The organism is Hydrogenovibrio crunogenus (genome assembly GCF_004786015.1).
GTDB classification, from domain to species: Bacteria; Pseudomonadota; Gammaproteobacteria; order Thiomicrospirales; family Thiomicrospiraceae; genus Hydrogenovibrio; species Hydrogenovibrio crunogenus.
On record NZ_CP032096.1, the window covers coordinates 96,422 to 115,666 of the forward strand.

The 19,245-nt window shown below is 46.6% G+C and carries 10 protein-coding genes; 6 read left to right on the forward strand and 4 right to left on the reverse strand.

Translation table 11 applies throughout. From position 1 onward, the window contains the following. Positions 1-6 precede the first annotated feature (6 nt). Genes GHNINEIG_RS00410 through GHNINEIG_RS00430 form a run of 5 tightly spaced genes read left to right on the forward strand, consistent with a single transcriptional unit; the run spans position 7 to position 6,055 of the window. Complete coding sequence (locus tag GHNINEIG_RS00410; RefSeq protein WP_135794820.1) at positions 7-1,017, forward strand: DUF58 domain-containing protein; 1,011 nt, start codon at positions 7-9, stop codon at positions 1,015-1,017. After that, positions 1,004-1,534 carry a DUF4381 family protein gene (locus tag GHNINEIG_RS00415; RefSeq protein WP_135794821.1) on the forward strand — a complete coding sequence of 177 codons (531 nt, stop codon included), beginning with the start codon at positions 1,004-1,006 and terminating at the stop codon, positions 1,532-1,534. Before GHNINEIG_RS00410 ends, GHNINEIG_RS00415 begins: the two co-directional genes overlap by 14 nt. Beyond that, entirely contained in the window at positions 1,531-2,625 is a 1,095-nt protein-coding gene (locus GHNINEIG_RS00420; RefSeq protein ID WP_135794822.1) for a vWA domain-containing protein, read from the forward strand. The genes GHNINEIG_RS00415 and GHNINEIG_RS00420 overlap by 4 nt, the downstream gene beginning before the upstream one ends. Beyond that, positions 2,622-4,577: a VWA domain-containing protein gene (locus tag GHNINEIG_RS00425; protein WP_135794823.1), complete on the forward strand. Its 1,956-nt coding sequence runs from the start codon at positions 2,622-2,624 to the stop codon at positions 4,575-4,577. The genes GHNINEIG_RS00420 and GHNINEIG_RS00425 overlap by 4 nt, the downstream gene beginning before the upstream one ends. Before the next feature lie 5 nt (positions 4,578-4,582). Further along, positions 4,583-6,055, forward strand: a complete 1,473-nt coding sequence (locus GHNINEIG_RS00430) for a BatD family protein (protein ID WP_189636897.1) — start codon at positions 4,583-4,585, stop codon at positions 6,053-6,055. Between the two features lie 2 nt (positions 6,056-6,057). Here GHNINEIG_RS00430 and GHNINEIG_RS00435 read toward each other — a convergent pair whose 3' ends face one another. The 4 genes from GHNINEIG_RS00435 to GHNINEIG_RS00450 all read right to left on the reverse strand — a co-directional run bounded on the left by GHNINEIG_RS00435 (position 6,058) and on the right by GHNINEIG_RS00450 (position 7,948). Then, positions 6,058-6,303, reverse strand: a complete 246-nt coding sequence (locus tag GHNINEIG_RS00435; RefSeq protein ID WP_135794825.1) for a hypothetical protein — start codon at positions 6,301-6,303, stop codon at positions 6,058-6,060. 56 nt (positions 6,304-6,359) lie between these two features. Beyond that, positions 6,360-6,782 (reverse strand): thioredoxin TrxC, encoded by a 423-nt coding sequence (trxC, locus tag GHNINEIG_RS00440; RefSeq protein ID WP_135794826.1) that lies wholly within the window; start codon positions 6,780-6,782, stop codon positions 6,360-6,362. A 76-nt stretch (positions 6,783-6,858) separates the two neighbouring features. Continuing rightward, the gene (locus tag GHNINEIG_RS00445; protein ID WP_135794827.1) at positions 6,859-7,314 is read right to left on the reverse strand and encodes a hypothetical protein; all 456 of its coding nucleotides are present in this window, start codon (positions 7,312-7,314) and stop codon (positions 6,859-6,861) included. A 298-nt stretch (positions 7,315-7,612) separates the two neighbouring features. Continuing rightward, positions 7,613-7,948, reverse strand: coding sequence for a hypothetical protein (locus GHNINEIG_RS00450; protein ID WP_135794828.1), 336 nt, complete (start codon positions 7,946-7,948; stop codon positions 7,613-7,615). Positions 7,949-8,200: 252 nt separating this feature from the next. Between GHNINEIG_RS00450 and GHNINEIG_RS00455 the strand changes: the two genes are divergently transcribed. After that, entirely contained in the window at positions 8,201-19,231 is an 11,031-nt protein-coding gene (locus GHNINEIG_RS00455; RefSeq protein ID WP_135794829.1) for an immunoglobulin-like domain-containing protein, read from the forward strand. The last annotated feature ends 14 nt before the right edge of the window (positions 19,232-19,245 follow it).

Below are 19,245 nucleotides of genomic sequence, written 5' to 3' on the forward strand. Positions count from 1 at the left end.
ATTATTATGATGCGTAGCGCTGCCATGCGATTCTCTTCAATATGGAGCTTTGCTAAAAGCTGGTTCAGTCAGACTTCCGCAGATGGGTTGTCCCAGCAAGTGCAAGCGCCGATTCTTTCTGAACAGCAAATTCATGCGCTGGGCGATGAGGTGTCGCAAATAGTGACTAAGCCGATTGCCAATCCGAAGGCCAGTGAAGCCCGAAAACAAGGTGAGCAAGCCAGTCGTTATCTCGGGTCGGGCATGGAATATGAAGAAAGCCGTCGGTATCAGCCAGGTGATGAAGTGCGACGCATTAACTGGCGTTTAATGGCGCGGACCGGCCAGGCACATACCAAATTATTTCAGGAAGAGCGTCAGGAAAGCTGGACGTTGCTTTTAGACCAACGACAGTCGATGCGATTTGGAACTCGACAGTCTCTCAAAGTCGTCCAAGCGGCAAGAGCGGCGGGTTTTTTTGCTTGGCAAGCGCAGCAATCAGGACTACCGGTTGAAGGTATCGCTTTGTCTGAACAAGTTCGAAACTCAGCAACCTTTGAAGGTAATGGTACGTTTGAACGATTTATGGAATTTGCTTCAGTTCCCTGTCCCCCGTTGGCTGTGACACAGGAACCACGTTTGTATGATGAATTATTGGTCTGCCAACAACGATTACAGTCCGGTGATCGGTTGATTATTTTGAGTGACTTTAAAGACCTTGATGAGGCAACGTTGCAACTGTTAGCCGCATTGCAGGATAAAATCATGATAAAGGCGGTATTGGTTTATGATCCAGTTGAAAAGCAGTTGCCACCATTGCCTGGTTTGAAGTTGCAATCCTTAAATGGCGAGTTTGAAGTGTCTCAACTGTCGGCACAACAAGCAAAAGCGTATCAGCAATGGTCAGCACAGTATTTTGATCATAAAATTCAACGTCTGAATCAAGTCGGGGTGACTGTTGTCAGTTTGTCTACCGTAGACTCTTTGCAAGTGTTGAATGATCAACTCAATGTGGGAGGGGTATATGCCAGAGCCTAGTACCACAGAAATAGAGCGTCAAATTGCTGAAAATAAGCTGATGGATATTGAATTGCCAACGGCTCCCGGAATCGACTGGTTGGCTTGGCTGCAAATATTAGGAGCATTGTTGCTGACGGTAGCGGTTATTTTGATTATAGCGGCATTGATGGCGCATTTTTGGCAACGGGTTCGGTTGAATATTCGTCTTAAAAAAGCCCAAAAACAATTAAAACAAATATCGCAGGTATCAGACCTTAGACGCACGGCTACACAGAGCTATCAATGGTTTCAAGTTGCCTTAAAGCAGGCGCTGCTGACAGAGCATGATCATATGCGCTTGCAGATCAAAATTGACCAGGCCTGCTTTTCAAAAGAACCCGTTTCACGTGAAACCTTAGAGGATATTTTGTCGGATTTTGAAAATGCCTTAATGGTAACGCAGCCAACCCTTAACACGATGTTGAAACAGGTTTTTACGCAAGGTTTAAACCTGATTAAGCAATTGTTTTCGGTTTTGAAAAGGGAAAAACCATGATGGCATTTCAAGAATTGATTCAGGTTTTTCAAAACTGGCACCAGGTTCAGTTTGTTCATCCGGAATGGTTTTATTTGCTCGGATTGATTCCGTTCTTAGGACTGTTGTATTGGGTGAGAGCCGGCTCATCGGATTGGGAGCAGACCGCAAATGCAAAATCACTTTTATTCCGCCATCCATTAATCGATCAGTTGGGGTTTAATGCCCATGTTCCGAGTTCTTCTAAAGGCATTAAATGGCTCTTGAATGTGATACGGTTGTTGTTGTTGCTAGGTATTGTGACGGCGCTAGCAACGCCTATTAAAAAGATTCCTTTGCCACCGGAACCGCAAACCAAAAATGTCCGGGATATTGTATTTGTGGTCGAAACGTCGGTGAGCATGGTATTAGAGGACTATCAGATTGATGGTAAGCCACAAAGCCGGGTAAAAGTCATTCAAACGGTGTTGGATCAATTTATTTCAGGGTTGGCAGGCAATCGTTTCGGATTTATTCTGTACGCAGATGACGCATATACCTTAATGCCATTGACGTCGGATGCCACTACAGCACGACTGATGTTGAAGCGCCTAAAACCTTACCTGGCAGGACGCACCGATGAGGCGACGGGTGAAGCATTAGGGTTGGCCTTGCAACAGGCTGAAAAAAGCACGGATTCAACAGAAAATAGAATTGTGGTCTTGATCTCTGATGGTTCGACTCGAGATAGCCGGTTACCGATTGCTGAAGCGATTAACTATGCGCAAGGGTTAAATATTCCCATCTATACCATTGGGGTTGGTGCAAACTCTAAAGAGGCGGATCAAAGAGAGTTTCGTGGACTTTTATATGAAGCACTGGAATCCAACTCGTTAAAACAAATTGCTGAACAGACCAATGGCCGCTATTACCAAATTGGCAGTGGGCAGGATTTACAGAATGTTTTACAGTCCATTGATCAAACCGAAGGCGTTGCAATGGAAGTGCCCAGAAAGAAATTTCAGCAAGTGGCGCTGTATCCCTATCTTGTTGCCCTGAGTGTGATGTTATTTGTGCTGTATTTTGCGCTGGTGCAATTACTGAGTAACCGATTACAACAGGAGGCCGCGTGATAGAGATCCTGCTGAATTGGGAGTGGCGTGATGCGACGACTCTATGGTTTGTATTGGCTCCGGTTGTTTGGGGAGCGGTGTCTTTCTGGCTACGCCGTCGGCAAAGCAGTCAATATGCAGAAAGTCATTTATTGCCTTGGGCAAAAGTCACCGAGCAATCTCTTTTGACCAGCACTCAAGACACGATGTCTTTGACACAAAAAAAGACTTCTAAAATAGCCAGGCCTGGGCGTTTCTTTCTGCGCCAATGGAATCGTTTGTTTCAACCTAAGTGGTTATTAACGGTGGCATGGGTATGTTTGATTGTTGCGTTGGCGGGGCCAAGAACCTTGGTGCCGGCGCCACAAGAATCAACGCGTGCGGGTGTCGATATCTTGGTGGCATTGGACACTTCGCGCTCTATGTTGGTACAAGATGTGGCACCCAATCGATTTTTATTGGCCAAATCGTTGGTGGAATCCCTCGCCAATCGTTTGGAGCCAAATGATCGACTAGGGTTAATGGTATATGCCGGGCGCCCACATCTGGTATCCCCTTTATCGTTTGATCGAGGACTATTTCAGCATTATCTGGATTTGATGCGCCCGGGTATTTTACCGACGCTGGGATCACAGTTGGATCGTGCAATTATCTTTGGTGCAGACCATTTGCAGCAAACGGCTGGAAAATCACAAGTGTTGTTGGTGTTAACCAATGGCACCCCTGAGCCGGATCAGATTGTTGCTGTTCCGGAGGCGTTAAAGGCGGTGGCGAATACTTCGACTAAGGTGATTCTTGCTGGAGTCGGGAACTTACAAGCCAGCAGAATTCCAAGTATGACGCATCCAAGTGGCGCATTGCATGCCAGTGGCTTGTTGGTGACGTCGCGTTTGGAGCAGATTGCGTTACAAAAATTAGCGACCCAACTGGGCGGTGTCTATTTAAGAGCCAATAATGATGAGGCTTTCTTGAATCAGTTGGTGGAAGAGGTCAGTGTATTGGCAAAAAAACGTTCATTTCAATCGGCACTACCTATTTGGCAAGACCATGCCATGCCCTTTATTTGGGTGGCCTTCTTTGCGTTGCTGTGGGCATTTTTTCCAGTTCGAATCGGGCGTTCTGTTCACTCTGGCAGCCTTGCTTTATTAGGCGTGGCTGTTTTGTCGGGCGTGTTGTTTTATACACCCAGTTCCTGGGCACTTGACGAGACAGTTGGTCAAGAAATTCAGGCGTACAAAGCTTTCAATGCAAAAGACTATGATGCCTCTCAACAAGCTTATGATGGGTTGCACAATTATCGAGGTTGGTTTGGTGCGGGCGCGGCTGCTTACAAGGCCGAAGATTATGAATCTTCAGTATTTTATTTTAGAGAGGCCGCCTTGAATGGGGTGACCGATAAACAACGTGCCCAAGCACTGTTCAATTTGGGAAATAGTTTTTATCAAGCGAATCTAACGCGTCAAGCCATTGAGGCTTATGAACAAGCGTTGGTGTACTGGCCTAACTATGAAAAAGCCGAGCATAACTTGGCTTTGGCCAAACGTAAACGCCAAAAACAAAAGGGTCAGCAACAAGATCAAGAACAAGGTGACGGACAGGGTGAAGGCAACACCAGCCGTGATGCAGATGGCGCATTTTATGGGGGACAGAAACCTAACCAGGACGAAGCCGGTGAAGGGGTTTCTGGAGATGCACCTGAAGGCGAAAAGGATGGCAAAGAGTTTGTGTTGCCGGATGAACCGGAAGAAACGGATTTTTCGTTATCGACGGCGAATTCACTACAGCTAAATGATACGGCGAACGCCATATTGGATCAGCAGAAAAGAATTTACAGAATGGAAAAATTTGAGCATGAGATGCAACGTGTGGAAGACAATCAGGCTCGGTTGTTACAAAACATTTTTGAGCGGGAAGAAGGGTTTCAAGCCACACAGGATCAATCTCATCCTTTACCGGGGGTGAAGCCATGGTAAAGAAGATGCATACCATATTAATGTCCCTGTTGACCGTTTTACTGTTTGTCGGTGTCGCTCAAGCGGAGAGTAAAATTTATCCGAAAGAAGTGATATTGGGAAATCCGGTTACTTGGATTTTATCTGGGTATGAAGTTGAAAAGGATTATGAAAAGCTCGACTTGACCGAATTGCAAAAGCAGTTTGTGATTTATGACATTGATGGCCACTCTGATCGTTTACGAATTAAATTGTATCCGGTTAAGACAGGTAATTTAATTATTCCTGAATTGAAAGCTGGAAGGCTTCACGTGAAACCTACCACGATTAAAGTTCTTAAAAATCCCGAAGTAAGCGTATCTTGGCAAGAGCCGAAAAAGACGGTTTATCCGAATGAAACGGTGCTATGGTCCGCTAGCGTGAAAGCGGATAGTGCTGCTATTTTGGTTGAAAATGTGTTGCCTGAAAATACGCCAGATTTGCCATATGAATGGATTGGTCAGGCGGATCCTCAAATACAAGAAGGCACTTTTTTTGGTAAAAAAACGGTTTTAGCATCCGCTGTGACAATGAATCAAACCGGCCATATTGCATTAAAATCCCCCATCATTCGGATACAAAATGAAACCAATAAACGCTGGGTTTTTGGCGCACCACCTGCTTCCATTCAGGTGCGTCCCTTGCCGAGCTACTTACCTGCCGTGATCCCGCTTGGTAAAGTTTCCGTTCAAAACGCTTTTTCGTCCCAGTTAATCGTCAAAGGGCGTTTATATAATTGGTATTTAGATTTAAACGGTGAGAATGTTGCCGTTTCAGACTTGCCCAATATCACCAATCAATTAGGTCGGGATGCGTCTATCGAGTGGTTAACGCCGAATCTTGAGAAACAAACCACTCTGACCTCTGATGGTTTATCGAGCAAGGTAAAAATTGACCAACCTTTCCGTGTGAATCATTTTGGGCTGACGCATTTACCAGCGTTGCGGTTAACGTATTTTGATGTTAATACAGGCAAGTTAGAAGACCAATTTACTTCGGCACAAACGCTTGTCGTCATACCTTTATGGCTGATGATTGTTTTTCAAGCGGTGGTTGCGATCATTGCCGTATTAATTGTCTTGGCTCTTGGTATTTTATTGAAAGCGAGCTGGACAAAATACCAGTTGGTGACCGCCTTGAAAAAAGCGGACTCTGCAACGGCTGTTTGGGGTGCGATTATGCGCTGGTCTCATAAACAGTTAAAGCCTATTAGAAACGGCCAGGCCTGGGTGTTTTTTCAACCAGAAAGTTCGGCTGAAAGTGAGCTGTCAGAACAAAGTTTGGGGCAGTGGTTGGAGCGGTTTGAATCTCAGTATGGACACAGTGATGAAGCCAGAGTAATGATTGAACTCTTAAATGAACAGTTTTACAGTCTGCAATATGAGCCGATGCGAGAACAAGCTTTGAATTGGGCTCAGTCCTTGCCTAGGCTTGACTGGACACGTTTTCAAAGCCGATAAAGTTACGTATCCAGTGAGCCGATGGTTTTGCGATACTTCTTAATAGCAATCACCAAGCTGTAGATAAAAGAAATCAGGATAATGCTCTGTCCTGCATAGGACAGACCAGTGGAGAAGGTGTTTTCACGAATGATTCTGGGAAATATCAGCATCAATCCAATGATGACACCTAGCGAGGCCGTTTTTAAAGCGGTTCTCAAAATGCCTTTCATGAGAAGATGTCTGTGAAGCGGTGAACCGATTTCCATAGGATAGCCTTTTTAGATTAAGTTAAATTTCAGACTTTAAGTCTAGCACACGCACATTAAATTGTGCTTTTTACCCAGTTTGTGAAACTTCCTAAATCCATCGCACCTGATTGGCGTGCGACTTCTTGTCCCTCTTTAAAAATCGCCAGCGTCGGGATGGAACGAATATTAAACTGCGTAGCGATTTGCTGCTCGGTTTCCGTGTTTATTTTGATGAATTTTGCGTGCGGTTCCAGTTGGGCTGCTGCTTGAGAAAAGGTCGGCGCAAACATCTTGCATGGACCGCACCAAGATGCCCAAAAGTCGACGACTAAAGGCTGGTCAGTTTTATGTAAAGCACGCAAAAATTGTTCTGAATTCATTTCAATCGGCTGACCCGTAAAAAGCGCTGATCGGCATTTACCGCAGCTTGGATGGTCATTCAACTTTTCATCAGGGATGCGGTTTAATCCACCGCAGTGTGGGCACATAATAATCATTTGATTGCTTCCTTTCGTCTCTAATAATGGCTATATAAGTACGGGAAGTTGGATATTCAAGTATAAAATTTGAATATTATTCAAGCCAATCTGGTTTCGGGCTTTCACGCTTTCCAGCTTCAAATCCTTCTTCAACAAAACCGTGCAAAGTTTGATCGTGCGCATGGATGAGCTCAATCAATTTCGGATCTTCTGCTGTAATAATCGCCTCAACCCCATTTTCAATAAAATGATATGTCATTTGAATGTCATCTTTATATTCAAACAGTGCTGCAAATAATGGGTCCCAAGACCGGATTGCCTTTCCCATGCCAAAGCGTTTTTCCATTCCTGCGACATGCTCTTGTAATACGGTGGCCAAATGAGGGTCTTCTGAGAAAGTACGCGCGCGAATGCCATTCTCAATAAGGGTGGTTTCACGAGACAGGGATTGGTGGTGTTCCAACAATTGAGAGAAAAGAGCCTGGTCTTGTTTATGCTGTTCATCCGAACCATGTCCGTGACGATAAGCTTTACCATTAACGGTTTTCATAAGAGTGATTCCGTTTTTTAATCATAAGGAGGGATATTTTAAGCAAAAAAAAACACGATATTGGCCGTATCGTGTTTAATTTTTTCTGAGGAGCTGATTCAAAGAGCTGAGGAGGCCAGTTTGAATCAAGTTAAACTTTGAGGTTTAAGGAGTAAACCTAACCTAATACCATCCATTGCATTAAGTGTTAACTAAATTTTAATGACTTCAACAAGATAGTGCAATTTAATAAGATTGAAGAAGTATGAAGAATTTCTAAAGCACTTATTTAACTGGTCAAGTGCTTTAGAGTAAAGCGTTACACGATACCGTTTTCTTTTGACGTCATGTAGTTTGATTCTGCTTGCAATTGAGCGGTGTTGGTCACTGTATTGGTTGTCTGGTTAGAGTCAACAGGTGAATCTTCTACAGACGCTTTTGAATTAACCGTTTGGCTGTTGGCTAAATCCTGATAATCAACGGACTGCGCTTTTGATTGATCCGATAAAGTAACGGTCGTATTTTGAGCAGAAGACGTTTCCGGTGTCGTTTTATCTGTTAGCTTTGGTTCTTTAGATAGCGTATCTGATAACCCGTTTGCTTGGGTATAAAGAGCCTGTGCTGCCGAAGCTAGTGATGGACTGACTGTATTCATTTTGACGCTCTCCTCAAGAATGGTTCTTGAAAAATTAATGAGTTTGTTTAATTTAATTATACTCATATTTATAAAAAAGTATAGTCATGTCATAGACTTAAAGAAAATCCATCCGTTTCTGTTTTCAGAAAACATATCTATTTTAGGCTTAAAAGAGGCTACCTGACCCTAAGTACAATAGTTTTTAGCAGAAACATTTTCTAGAATGCAATTAATCACAAAAATTCCTACTTATTGCAAGGACTGTACATCATGGCGGAACAAAATATCTCAACAAGTGTCGGAAAGGTCATCCTAATTGAAGGGAACGTCTATATTAAAGAAGTGACTGGCGAACTGATTCCTTTAATTGAAGGGATGAATGTCTATGCTGGGCAACTGATTCAGACAGGGCCACAGAGTTCCATTTTAGTTGAGCTAAGCAATGGTGAAGTACTTTCATTAGGTCGAAATACACTGGTTCGGTTGGATGAAGATTTGATTGGTTCAACAGACATAGACGAAAACCAAACTACCGAAGCCGAGATTCAGAAAGCCATTGAAGCCGTTCAAGAAGGAAATTTTGATGCATTGGAAGCCACTGCTGCCGGTCAGCAAAATGATTTGAGTTCTGCTGCACAGGCGGCTGATTTTATTCCACCGCCACGTTCAGAAGGTGAAGTGACCAGTGGTTATGACACAGGTACATTTAACACCTCTCGTCAAACACCAAGTAATAGAGTTTTTGATACGACACGAGTTGAGCCAATTGATCCACAGAATGACAACCCTGTGCCAGCGGTGACAACCATTATTGGTGAAACCCGCTTGACGCTGGACAATGTCAATGTGAGCGAAGGTAGCGGTACCGCTACCCTAAATGCGGCACTAAATAATGCACCGACCGATGCTCCATTGGTGATAGCGCTGGATAATGGCGCGACTCTGACCTTCGAAATTGGACAAGCCAGCGCGACCTCAACGCCATTCAAAATCCAAGGTGACGATGTTTATAAAGATGGTGAAGTCATTACGGTTAACGCCACAGTACAAAGTGGGGGAGATGAGTTTCAAAGTCTTAATGTTGACGACACCGCGAAGGTAACTATCACCGACACCACGGATGACACGACGGTTAGCCTAAGTGCGACCTCAAGCATCACAGAAGCCGGTGCGGATGTTGTTTACACAGCGACACTGACAAATGCATCAGAAGGCGTGACCACGGTTACGCTCAGTAATGGTGAAACGATCAGCATCGCAGATGGGGCAACCTCAGGAACAGCAACGGTGACGGTCGCAGCAGACGAAGATGTCTACCTAGATGAAGAAACCATCTCCGCGAAAATCGAGACAGCCACAGGCGGGAACTTCGAAAACCTCGTTATCGATAGCACCCCAGCAACCACCAAGATCACCGACACCACGGATGACACGACGGTTAGCCTAAGTGCGACCTCAAGCATCACAGAAGCCGGTGCGGATGTTGTTTACACAGCGACACTGACAAATGCATCAGAAGGCGTGACCACGGTTACGCTCAGTAATGGTGAAACGATCAGCATCGCAGATGGGGCAACCTCAGGAACAGCAACGGTGACGGTCGCAGCAGACGAAGATGTCTACCTAGATGAAGAAACCATCTCCGCGAAAATCGAGACAGCCACAGGCGGGAACTTCGAAAACCTCGTTATCGATAGCACCCCAGCAACCACCAAGATCACCGACACCACGGATGACACGACGGTTAGCCTAAGTGCGACCTCAAGCATCACAGAAGCCGGTGCGGATGTTGTTTACACAGCGACACTGACAAATGCATCAGAAGGCGTGACCACGGTTACGCTCAGTAATGGTGAAACGATCAGCATCGCAGATGGGGCAACCTCAGGAACAGCAACGGTGACGGTCGCAGCAGACGAAGATGTCTACCTAGATGAAGAAACCATCTCCGCGAAAATCGAGACAGCCACAGGCGGGAACTTCGAAAACCTCGTTATCGATAGCACCCCAGCAACCACCAAGATCACCGACACCACGGATGACACGACGGTTAGCCTAAGTGCGACCTCAAGCATCACAGAAGCCGGTGCGGATGTTGTTTACACAGCGACACTGACAAATGCATCAGAAGGCGTGACCACGGTTACGCTCAGTAATGGTGAAACGATCAGCATCGCAGATGGGGCAACCTCAGGAACAGCAACGGTGACGGTCGCAGCAGACGAAGATGTCTACCTAGATGAAGAAACCATCTCCGCGAAAATCGAGACAGCCACAGGCGGGAACTTCGAAAACCTCGTTATCGATAGCACCCCAGCAACCACCAAGATCACCGACACCACGGATGACACGACGGTTAGCCTAAGTGCGACCTCAAGCATCACAGAAGCCGGTGCGGATGTTGTTTACACAGCGACACTGACAAATGCATCAGAAGGCGTGACCACGGTTACGCTCAGTAATGGTGAAACGATCAGCATCGCAGATGGGGCAACCTCAGGAACAGCAACGGTGACGGTCGCAGCAGACGAAGATGTCTACCTAGATGAAGAAACCATCTCCGCGAAAATCGAGACAGCCACAGGCGGGAACTTCGAAAACCTCGTTATCGATAGCACCCCAGCAACCACCAAGATCACCGACACCACGGATGACACGACGGTTAGCCTAAGTGCGACCTCAAGCATCACAGAAGCCGGTGCGGATGTTGTTTACACAGCGACACTGACAAATGCATCAGAAGGCGTGACCACGGTTACGCTCAGTAATGGTGAAACGATCAGCATCGCAGATGGGGCAACCTCAGGAACAGCAACGGTGACGGTCGCAGCAGACGAAGATGTCTACCTAGATGAAGAAACCATCTCCGCGAAAATCGAGACAGCCACAGGCGGGAACTTCGAAAACCTCGTTATCGATAGCACCCCAGCAACCACCAAGATCACCGACACCACGGATGACACGACGGTTAGCCTAAGTGCGACCTCAAGCATCACAGAAGCCGGTGCGGATGTTGTTTACACAGCGACACTGACAAATGCATCAGAAGGCGTGACCACGGTTACGCTCAGTAATGGTGAAACGATCAGCATCGCAGATGGGGCAACCTCAGGAACAGCAACGGTGACGGTCGCAGCAGACGAAGATGTCTACCTAGATGAAGAAACCATCTCCGCGAAAATCGAGACAGCCACAGGCGGGAACTTCGAAAACCTCGTTATCGATAGCACCCCAGCAACCACCAAGATCACCGACACCACGGATGACACGACGGTTAGCCTAAGTGCGACCTCAAGCATCACAGAAGCCGGTGCGGATGTTGTTTACACAGCGACACTGACAAATGCATCAGAAGGCGTGACCACGGTTACGCTCAGTAATGGTGAAACGATCAGCATCGCAGATGGGGCAACCTCAGGAACAGCAACGGTGACGGTCGCAGCAGACGAAGATGTCTACCTAGATGAAGAAACCATCTCCGCGAAAATCGAGACAGCCACAGGCGGGAACTTCGAAAACCTCGTTATCGATAGCACCCCAGCAACCACCAAGATCACCGACACCACGGATGACACGACGGTTAGCCTAAGTGCGACCTCAAGCATCACAGAAGCCGGTGCGGATGTTGTTTACACAGCGACACTGACAAATGCATCAGAAGGCGTGACCACGGTTACGCTCAGTAATGGTGAAACGATCAGCATCGCAGATGGGGCAACCTCAGGAACAGCAACGGTGACGGTCGCAGCAGACGAAGATGTCTACCTAGATGAAGAAACCATCTCCGCGAAAATCGAGACAGCCACAGGCGGGAACTTCGAAAACCTCGTTATCGATAGCACCCCAGCAACCACCAAGATCACCGACACCACGGATGACACGACGGTTAGCCTAAGTGCGACCTCAAGCATCACAGAAGCCGGTGCGGATGTTGTTTACACAGCGACACTGACAAATGCATCAGAAGGCGTGACCACGGTTACGCTCAGTAATGGTGAAACGATCAGCATCGCAGATGGGGCAACCTCAGGAACAGCAACGGTGACGGTCGCAGCAGACGAAGATGTCTACCTAGATGAAGAAACCATCTCCGCGAAAATCGAGACAGCCACAGGCGGGAACTTCGAAAACCTCGTTATCGATAGCACCCCAGCAACCACCAAGATCACCGACACCACGGATGACACGACGGTTAGCCTAAGTGCGACCTCAAGCATCACAGAAGCCGGTGCGGATGTTGTTTACACAGCGACACTGACAAATGCATCAGAAGGCGTGACCACGGTTACGCTCAGTAATGGTGAAACGATCAGCATCGCAGATGGGGCAACCTCAGGAACAGCAACGGTGACGGTCGCAGCAGACGAAGATGTCTACCTAGATGAAGAAACCATCTCCGCGAAAATCGAGACAGCCACAGGCGGGAACTTCGAAAACCTCGTTATCGATAGCACCCCAGCAACCACCAAGATCACCGACACCACGGATGACACGACGGTTAGCCTAAGTGCGACCTCAAGCATCACAGAAGCCGGTGCGGATGTTGTTTACACAGCGACACTGACAAATGCATCAGAAGGCGTGACCACGGTTACGCTCAGTAATGGTGAAACGATCAGCATCGCAGATGGGGCAACCTCAGGAACAGCAACGGTGACGGTCGCAGCAGACGAAGATGTCTACCTAGATGAAGAAACCATCTCCGCGAAAATCGAGACAGCCACAGGCGGGAACTTCGAAAACCTCGTTATCGATAGCACCCCAGCAACCACCAAGATCACCGACACCACGGATGACACGACGGTTAGCCTAAGTGCGACCTCAAGCATCACAGAAGCCGGTGCGGATGTTGTTTACACAGCGACACTGACAAATGCATCAGAAGGCGTGACCACGGTTACGCTCAGTAATGGTGAAACGATCAGCATCGCAGATGGGGCAACCTCAGGAACAGCAACGGTGACGGTCGCAGCAGACGAAGATGTCTACCTAGATGAAGAAACCATCTCCGCGAAAATCGAGACAGCCACAGGCGGGAACTTCGAAAACCTCGTTATCGATAGCACCCCAGCAACCACCAAGATCACCGACACCACGGATGACACGACGGTTAGCCTAAGTGCGACCTCAAGCATCACAGAAGCCGGTGCGGATGTTGTTTACACAGCGACACTGACAAATGCATCAGAAGGCGTGACCACGGTTACGCTCAGTAATGGTGAAACGATCAGCATCGCAGATGGGGCAACCTCAGGAACAGCAACGGTGACGGTCGCAGCAGACGAAGATGTCTACCTAGATGAAGAAACCATCTCCGCGAAAATCGAGACAGCCACAGGCGGGAACTTCGAAAACCTCGTTATCGATAGCACCCCAGCAACCACCAAGATCACCGACACCACGGATGACACGACGGTTAGCCTAAGTGCGACCTCAAGCATCACAGAAGCCGGTGCGGATGTTGTTTACACAGCGACACTGACAAATGCATCAGAAGGCGTGACCACGGTTACGCTCAGTAATGGTGAAACGATCAGCATCGCAGATGGGGCAACCTCAGGAACAGCAACGGTGACGGTCGCAGCAGACGAAGATGTCTACCTAGATGAAGAAACCATCTCCGCGAAAATCGAGACAGCCACAGGCGGGAACTTCGAAAACCTCGTTATCGATAGCACCCCAGCAACCACCAAGATCACCGACACCACGGATGACACGACGGTTAGCCTAAGTGCGACCTCAAGCATCACAGAAGCCGGTGCGGATGTTGTTTACACAGCGACACTGACAAATGCATCAGAAGGCGTGACCACGGTTACGCTCAGTAATGGTGAAACGATCAGCATCGCAGATGGGGCAACCTCAGGAACAGCAACGGTGACGGTCGCAGCAGACGAAGATGTCTACCTAGATGAAGAAACCATCTCCGCGAAAATCGAGACAGCCACAGGCGGGAACTTCGAAAACCTCGTTATCGATAGCACCCCAGCAACCACCAAGATCACCGACACCACGGATGACACGACGGTTAGCCTAAGTGCGACCTCAAGCATCACAGAAGCCGGTGCGGATGTTGTTTACACAGCGACACTGACAAATGCATCAGAAGGCGTGACCACGGTTACGCTCAGTAATGGTGAAACGATCAGCATCGCAGATGGGGCAACCTCAGGAACAGCAACGGTGACGGTCGCAGCAGACGAAGATGTCTACCTAGATGAAGAAACCATCTCCGCGAAAATCGAGACAGCCACAGGCGGGAACTTCGAAAACCTCGTTATCGATAGCACCCCAGCAACCACCAAGATCACCGACACCACGGATGACACGACGGTTAGCCTAAGTGCGACCTCAAGCATCACAGAAGCCGGTGCGGATGTTGTTTACACAGCGACACTGACAAATGCATCAGAAGGCGTGACCACGGTTACGCTCAGTAATGGTGAAACGATCAGCATCGCAGATGGGGCAACCTCAGGAACAGCAACGGTGACGGTCGCAGCAGACGAAGATGTCTACCTAGATGAAGAAACCATCTCCGCGAAAATCGAGACAGCCACAGGCGGGAACTTCGAAAACCTCGTTATCGATAGCACCCCAGCAACCACCAAGATCACCGACACCACGGATGACACGACGGTTAGCCTAAGTGGTGCTGACTCAGTCAGTGAAGGAGCAATCGCAAGCTATACAGTGAGTATTAACAATCCGGTTGCTGCGGGTGAAAGTATTACAATACCGGTAACCTACAGCTATGTTTCGGCGCAAACAGGCGACGTTGTGACCAGTACCACAGCAGTTGTGTTGGAGGAAAATAATCAAAGCGTAACATTCAATATTGCTGCGGTAGATGATAATTTTGCTGAATCTGATGAGGTTTATAGCGTAAACATCGCTATGCCTGAAGATACAGGAAGTTTTGAAAATCTTGTTCTTGGCAATAGTACGGTAGGAACAACGATTACAGATAATGATACAACGCCAATAGCTCATGATGATCCAAGCGGTTCAGACTATTCAGTAACGCTCGGCAACATTGATTTAGAAGGCTCTAAGGCCAACTGGAATAATGAAGATAGTACAGGTAATTTGGTTACGATTACTGGTTATGACAATGATGGTTCTGCTGGCACAATTTCTTATTCAGAAAATGTTGAAGGTGTCAGTGGTCAGGAAGAAGGTCGTAATGACAATTATGAATTAGGGGTATCAGGTAGTCCTCGTGAAGATCAAGAATGGCCATCTCAGCAGATTGAGTATGATGCTAAGACAGAGTCATCAGAAGCGATTTCTTTGAAATTCAATGGTTTATTGAACCAGGCAACAGTGGGTGTTCAGCACTTGGTTGGAAATGAGAGTGGTGGTGAAGTTGGCAAATGGGTAGCTTTGTATGAAGGTTCAGAAGTTGCTTCAGGGGAGTTTAATACCAGTTCATTTAACATTGATACAGGTGATAAAGTCTTTGATGAAGTCCGTTTTGAAGCTCTTGAGTACACCCAACAAGGTGAATCAACAGGAGACAGTTCCGATTACTTTCTTGATTCATTTGAAGGTACTGGGCCTGCCAGTGCCAACACCACTTATAGAACGTCTGAGGATGAGATGCTATCCGTCAATGTCTCGCACGGCGTACTCGCTAATGATGTAGACCAAGAAAATGATGCCTTGCATGTATTCCGCATCAATGGCACGGAAGTGAGTTCTGGTGACACGGTCACACTTACAAGTGGGGCATTGTTGACAGTTAACAGTGAAGGGTCTTTTGACTATGATCCGAACGGTGCCTTTGATGATTTGGATGCCGGAGAAGTGGCCACAGATAACTTCACCTATGCGATTAAGGATGTGCATGGTAACTGGTTAGAAACAACTGGTGGAGAAGGGCCGAATGATGATTCGGACAGCGTTGCTACAGCGACCATTACGATTATCGGTAAAGGCGATGAATATGTGCCAAATACACCATTACCAACTGCTACAGATGATGTGGTAACCACCAATGAAGATACTGCCTATGCCTTCAGCGTGACTGATTTTGGCGACAGTACCAGCGCGGACTCTATCCAGGCAATTAAATTGTTGTCTTTGCCAGACAATGGCACGCTTGAATTGAATGGCACGCCGGTGACACAAAATCAGGTCATTGATACCGCCGATATTGGATCACTGATATTTACGCCTAACGAGAATACAGATGTAGACTCTTCTTTGACCTTCCAAGTACAAGACACTAATGGTAACTGGTCGAACCCGGATATTGTTTATACAACGGATATTTATGTTGATGCGGTTGCGGATGCGCCTTCTGTTTCGATTGATCTGGGAGTTCCTTCGGAGGTGTATCGTGAGATTTCTCACGATGGACAGACGATTGAGTTTACCGAGTTGCTTGGTGAAGAGCGTGGTGACAATAACATTGAAGGTACGCTGAACTATGATTACAGTGAGGCTTCCACTCAAACTTTCGACTTTGGATCAGAGTTTGCAGGTCAGACAGTGACCATTGAGATGCCAGTTCACATTGAAGGTAGCTGGAACAGTGGTGATGGCGTATTTGATGACCGATGGGTGGTTAAAGCCAATGGGGAAGAACATACGTTTTCTGACTATGGCTCGCCATCCAATGACAATCTTGATAAAGAGTATACGGAAACCATTACCGCGACTTTGAATGATCAAGGTAAGGTCGTTCTAGAGTTTAGTGCGGCGACGACTCAGAAGAGTGAAACCGTGACCATTAAAGGGGCAACGGCAACGGTGGGCACTGTGTTTACCAATGAAGTTGTTGGTTTTGAATATCCGGTCGATCTGGATGCCGCGCTGGCCGATACTGATCGCAGTGAAAGCCTGAATATCACGCTCACTGGTGTCCCGGCGAACGCTGAATTGAGTGATGGCGTGAAAAATGATGATGGCTCTTGGACCATTGCGGTTGATGGAAACAGCTATCAGAATGATGCCCTTACTATAACGGTACCTGGCAGTGATCAAGCGAGCAATTTCCAGCTGACTGCTGAAGCAATGGCGACTGAAAGCGCGCCAGGATCAGACGATAAAACCGTATCAGTAGAGACCGCAACGACATCAGATTCGACTGATACAGTTACTGTACCTGTGGTTGATCAAATACCTGAGGCTGAAAGTGAAACCCAGGTGATGGACTTTGCAGCCAAAGCGCCTGAGCAAGTGGACACCAATATTGTGGTGACACTGGATGTTTCAGGAAGCATGGTCAAAGAAGAATTCGGCGGCGTGGTGACTTTGCCCGATGGAACTGAAACGACCCGCCTGCAACTGGCCAAAGACGCGATTGCCAAGATGATTGATAGCTATGATGCGATGGGTAATGTTAGTGTCAAACTGGTTACGTTTTCTGCTAGTGCAACGGATCACGGTTGGTTGTCAGCATCGGATGCCAAATCGACGATTAATGGTCTTTCAGCGGGCGGTAACACCAATTATGAAGCAGCAGTAGATAAAACCACGGATGGTTACGCCGATGAAATCGATGGTGCGAGAACCGTTGCCTACTTTATTTCTGATGGTGAGCCAACCACTGAAAACCAAGATTACTGGGGTGATGGAAGCTGGTTAGACTCTAATCCTTTTGATTCAAGTTATCAACAAAGTTGGAATAGCTTTGTTAGCAGTCATGTTGATGCCCTTAACGTTGTGGCTTTGGGTGGTGATATTGATGACACCAGTTATTTGGATTTATTGGCAGCGGCAGGCAGCAATGTGTCTGAAACCTTGCATGTGGAAGATGAAACGGAATTGATGAAAGCTATTGATCCGATCATCTTGAGCGTCAGCGGCGACTTGAACGATAACGTGACTGGTGGTGATGGAGACATCAGTTTTGATTCCATCACTATTGACGGCACTCGCTATACAGCTTCTGACTTTGATGGTGGTAATACGGTATCTTTTAATGGCAAAGGTGAGTTAAGTGTCGATTTTGATGCTGGTACTTATGAATATAGCGCTAAATCCTTAGAATTTGATTCGGATGAGACCAAAACTTTTATCGTTAACGCTCAGGATGAAGATGGCGATGCTGTGAGTTTTAATGTCAACATTCATGTGAATGTTGATAATGAAGCTTCAATGCCTGAAATTGAGCTAAACATTGGTGAGATGATCGCTGTGACACAGGAAGGCTACCAGTATGATGGTGATGAGGCACGGAATGCGAACGGTCATGGGCATCATACGTTATCGTATGATTCCTATGCCGAAGCGCTCGACGCGCAAAATGGTTCGAACCATGACAATGGAAGTTTGGTCTATAAAAATGTGAATAATGCGGTTTGGAACTTAAATGATTCAAACGATAAGTTATTTGTCATCACTCAGAATGCAAATGATGCGGTGATTAATTTAACGCAAGGCAACAATACGATTATTTTTGAAAGGGAGCCGGGTAAAAACATTGTTATCAATGTGGGAAATGGTAAAGACACTTTGGTCTTGAACGGTCAGCAAAATGACTACAACTTGGCGGCATTGAATGATAATAATGGCATATTGAGTGGCCTGATTACCGGTCCTAATAACATGAGTATGACCATTAATAACATTGATTGTATTGCCTTTGACGATGGTTCAACGATTGGAGATAGTAGCTTATACCAAGGAGCTGTCAGTACAGCTTACTTCTATCCTTTGGAGATTGAAGCGGAGCTGGAAGATACCGATGGTTCAGAAACCCTGTCCAATATTCAATTAACCGGCTTGCCAGATGATGGTTCTGTTTCAGTGACAGGAACCGGGGTGACCGCGAATCAAGATGGTAGCTATACGATAGAACCACAGGAAGATGGTTCCATTTCGGAAGATGTGAAATTGGCTTCTAACCGGGAACTGGCGGAGGATGAGTTATCAGATATCCATGCTTCTGTAACAGCGATCGAAGCTAATGGCGGTGACACGGCTACGACTGAAGTGAATGAAGAAGGTGATCACTTCTTATATGGCTTGGACAATGAAGATGATGTGTTTATTATCGAGAATGAAGATGATGAACAGGATAGCTATATTGAGAACTTTGACATTGAACATGATGTGCTCGATATCAGTGATGTCATCAGTTCTGAAGCGTCAGAAGAAAGTTTATCTAATTACTTGAACCTCTCTTTGGTGGATTCAGATGAAGATGGTCAGGTTGATGATACGAAAATTTCTATTGATCAAGATGGCAAACCTGAAACACAAGACGATGTCAGTACGGTTTATATTCAAGACAGTCAATTTACCGATAACGATCTGGATGATATGAATATTGATTTTCAGAATGATTAATCTTGAATAAAAGG

Coding starts and splice junctions, on each gene's coding strand:
- GHNINEIG_RS00420 (WP_135794822.1), top strand. CDS start 1,531: ATGATGGCATTTCAAGAATTGATTCAGGTTTTTCAAAACTGGCACCAG.
- GHNINEIG_RS00415 (WP_135794821.1), top strand. CDS start 1,004: ATGCCAGAGCCTAGTACCACAGAAATAGAGCGTCAAATTGCTGAAAAT.
- GHNINEIG_RS00430 (WP_189636897.1), top strand. CDS start 4,583: ATGCATACCATATTAATGTCCCTGTTGACCGTTTTACTGTTTGTCGGT.
- trxC (WP_135794826.1), bottom strand. CDS start 6,782: ATGATTATTATGTGCCCACACTGCGGTGGATTAAACCGCATCCCTGAT.
- GHNINEIG_RS00410 (WP_135794820.1), top strand. CDS start 7: ATGATGCGTAGCGCTGCCATGCGATTCTCTTCAATATGGAGCTTTGCT.
- GHNINEIG_RS00450 (WP_135794828.1), bottom strand. CDS start 7,948: ATGAATACAGTCAGTCCATCACTAGCTTCGGCAGCACAGGCTCTTTAT.
- GHNINEIG_RS00455 (WP_135794829.1), top strand. CDS start 8,201: ATGGCGGAACAAAATATCTCAACAAGTGTCGGAAAGGTCATCCTAATT.
- GHNINEIG_RS00445 (WP_135794827.1), bottom strand. CDS start 7,314: ATGAAAACCGTTAATGGTAAAGCTTATCGTCACGGACATGGTTCGGAT.
- GHNINEIG_RS00435 (WP_135794825.1), bottom strand. CDS start 6,303: ATGGAAATCGGTTCACCGCTTCACAGACATCTTCTCATGAAAGGCATT.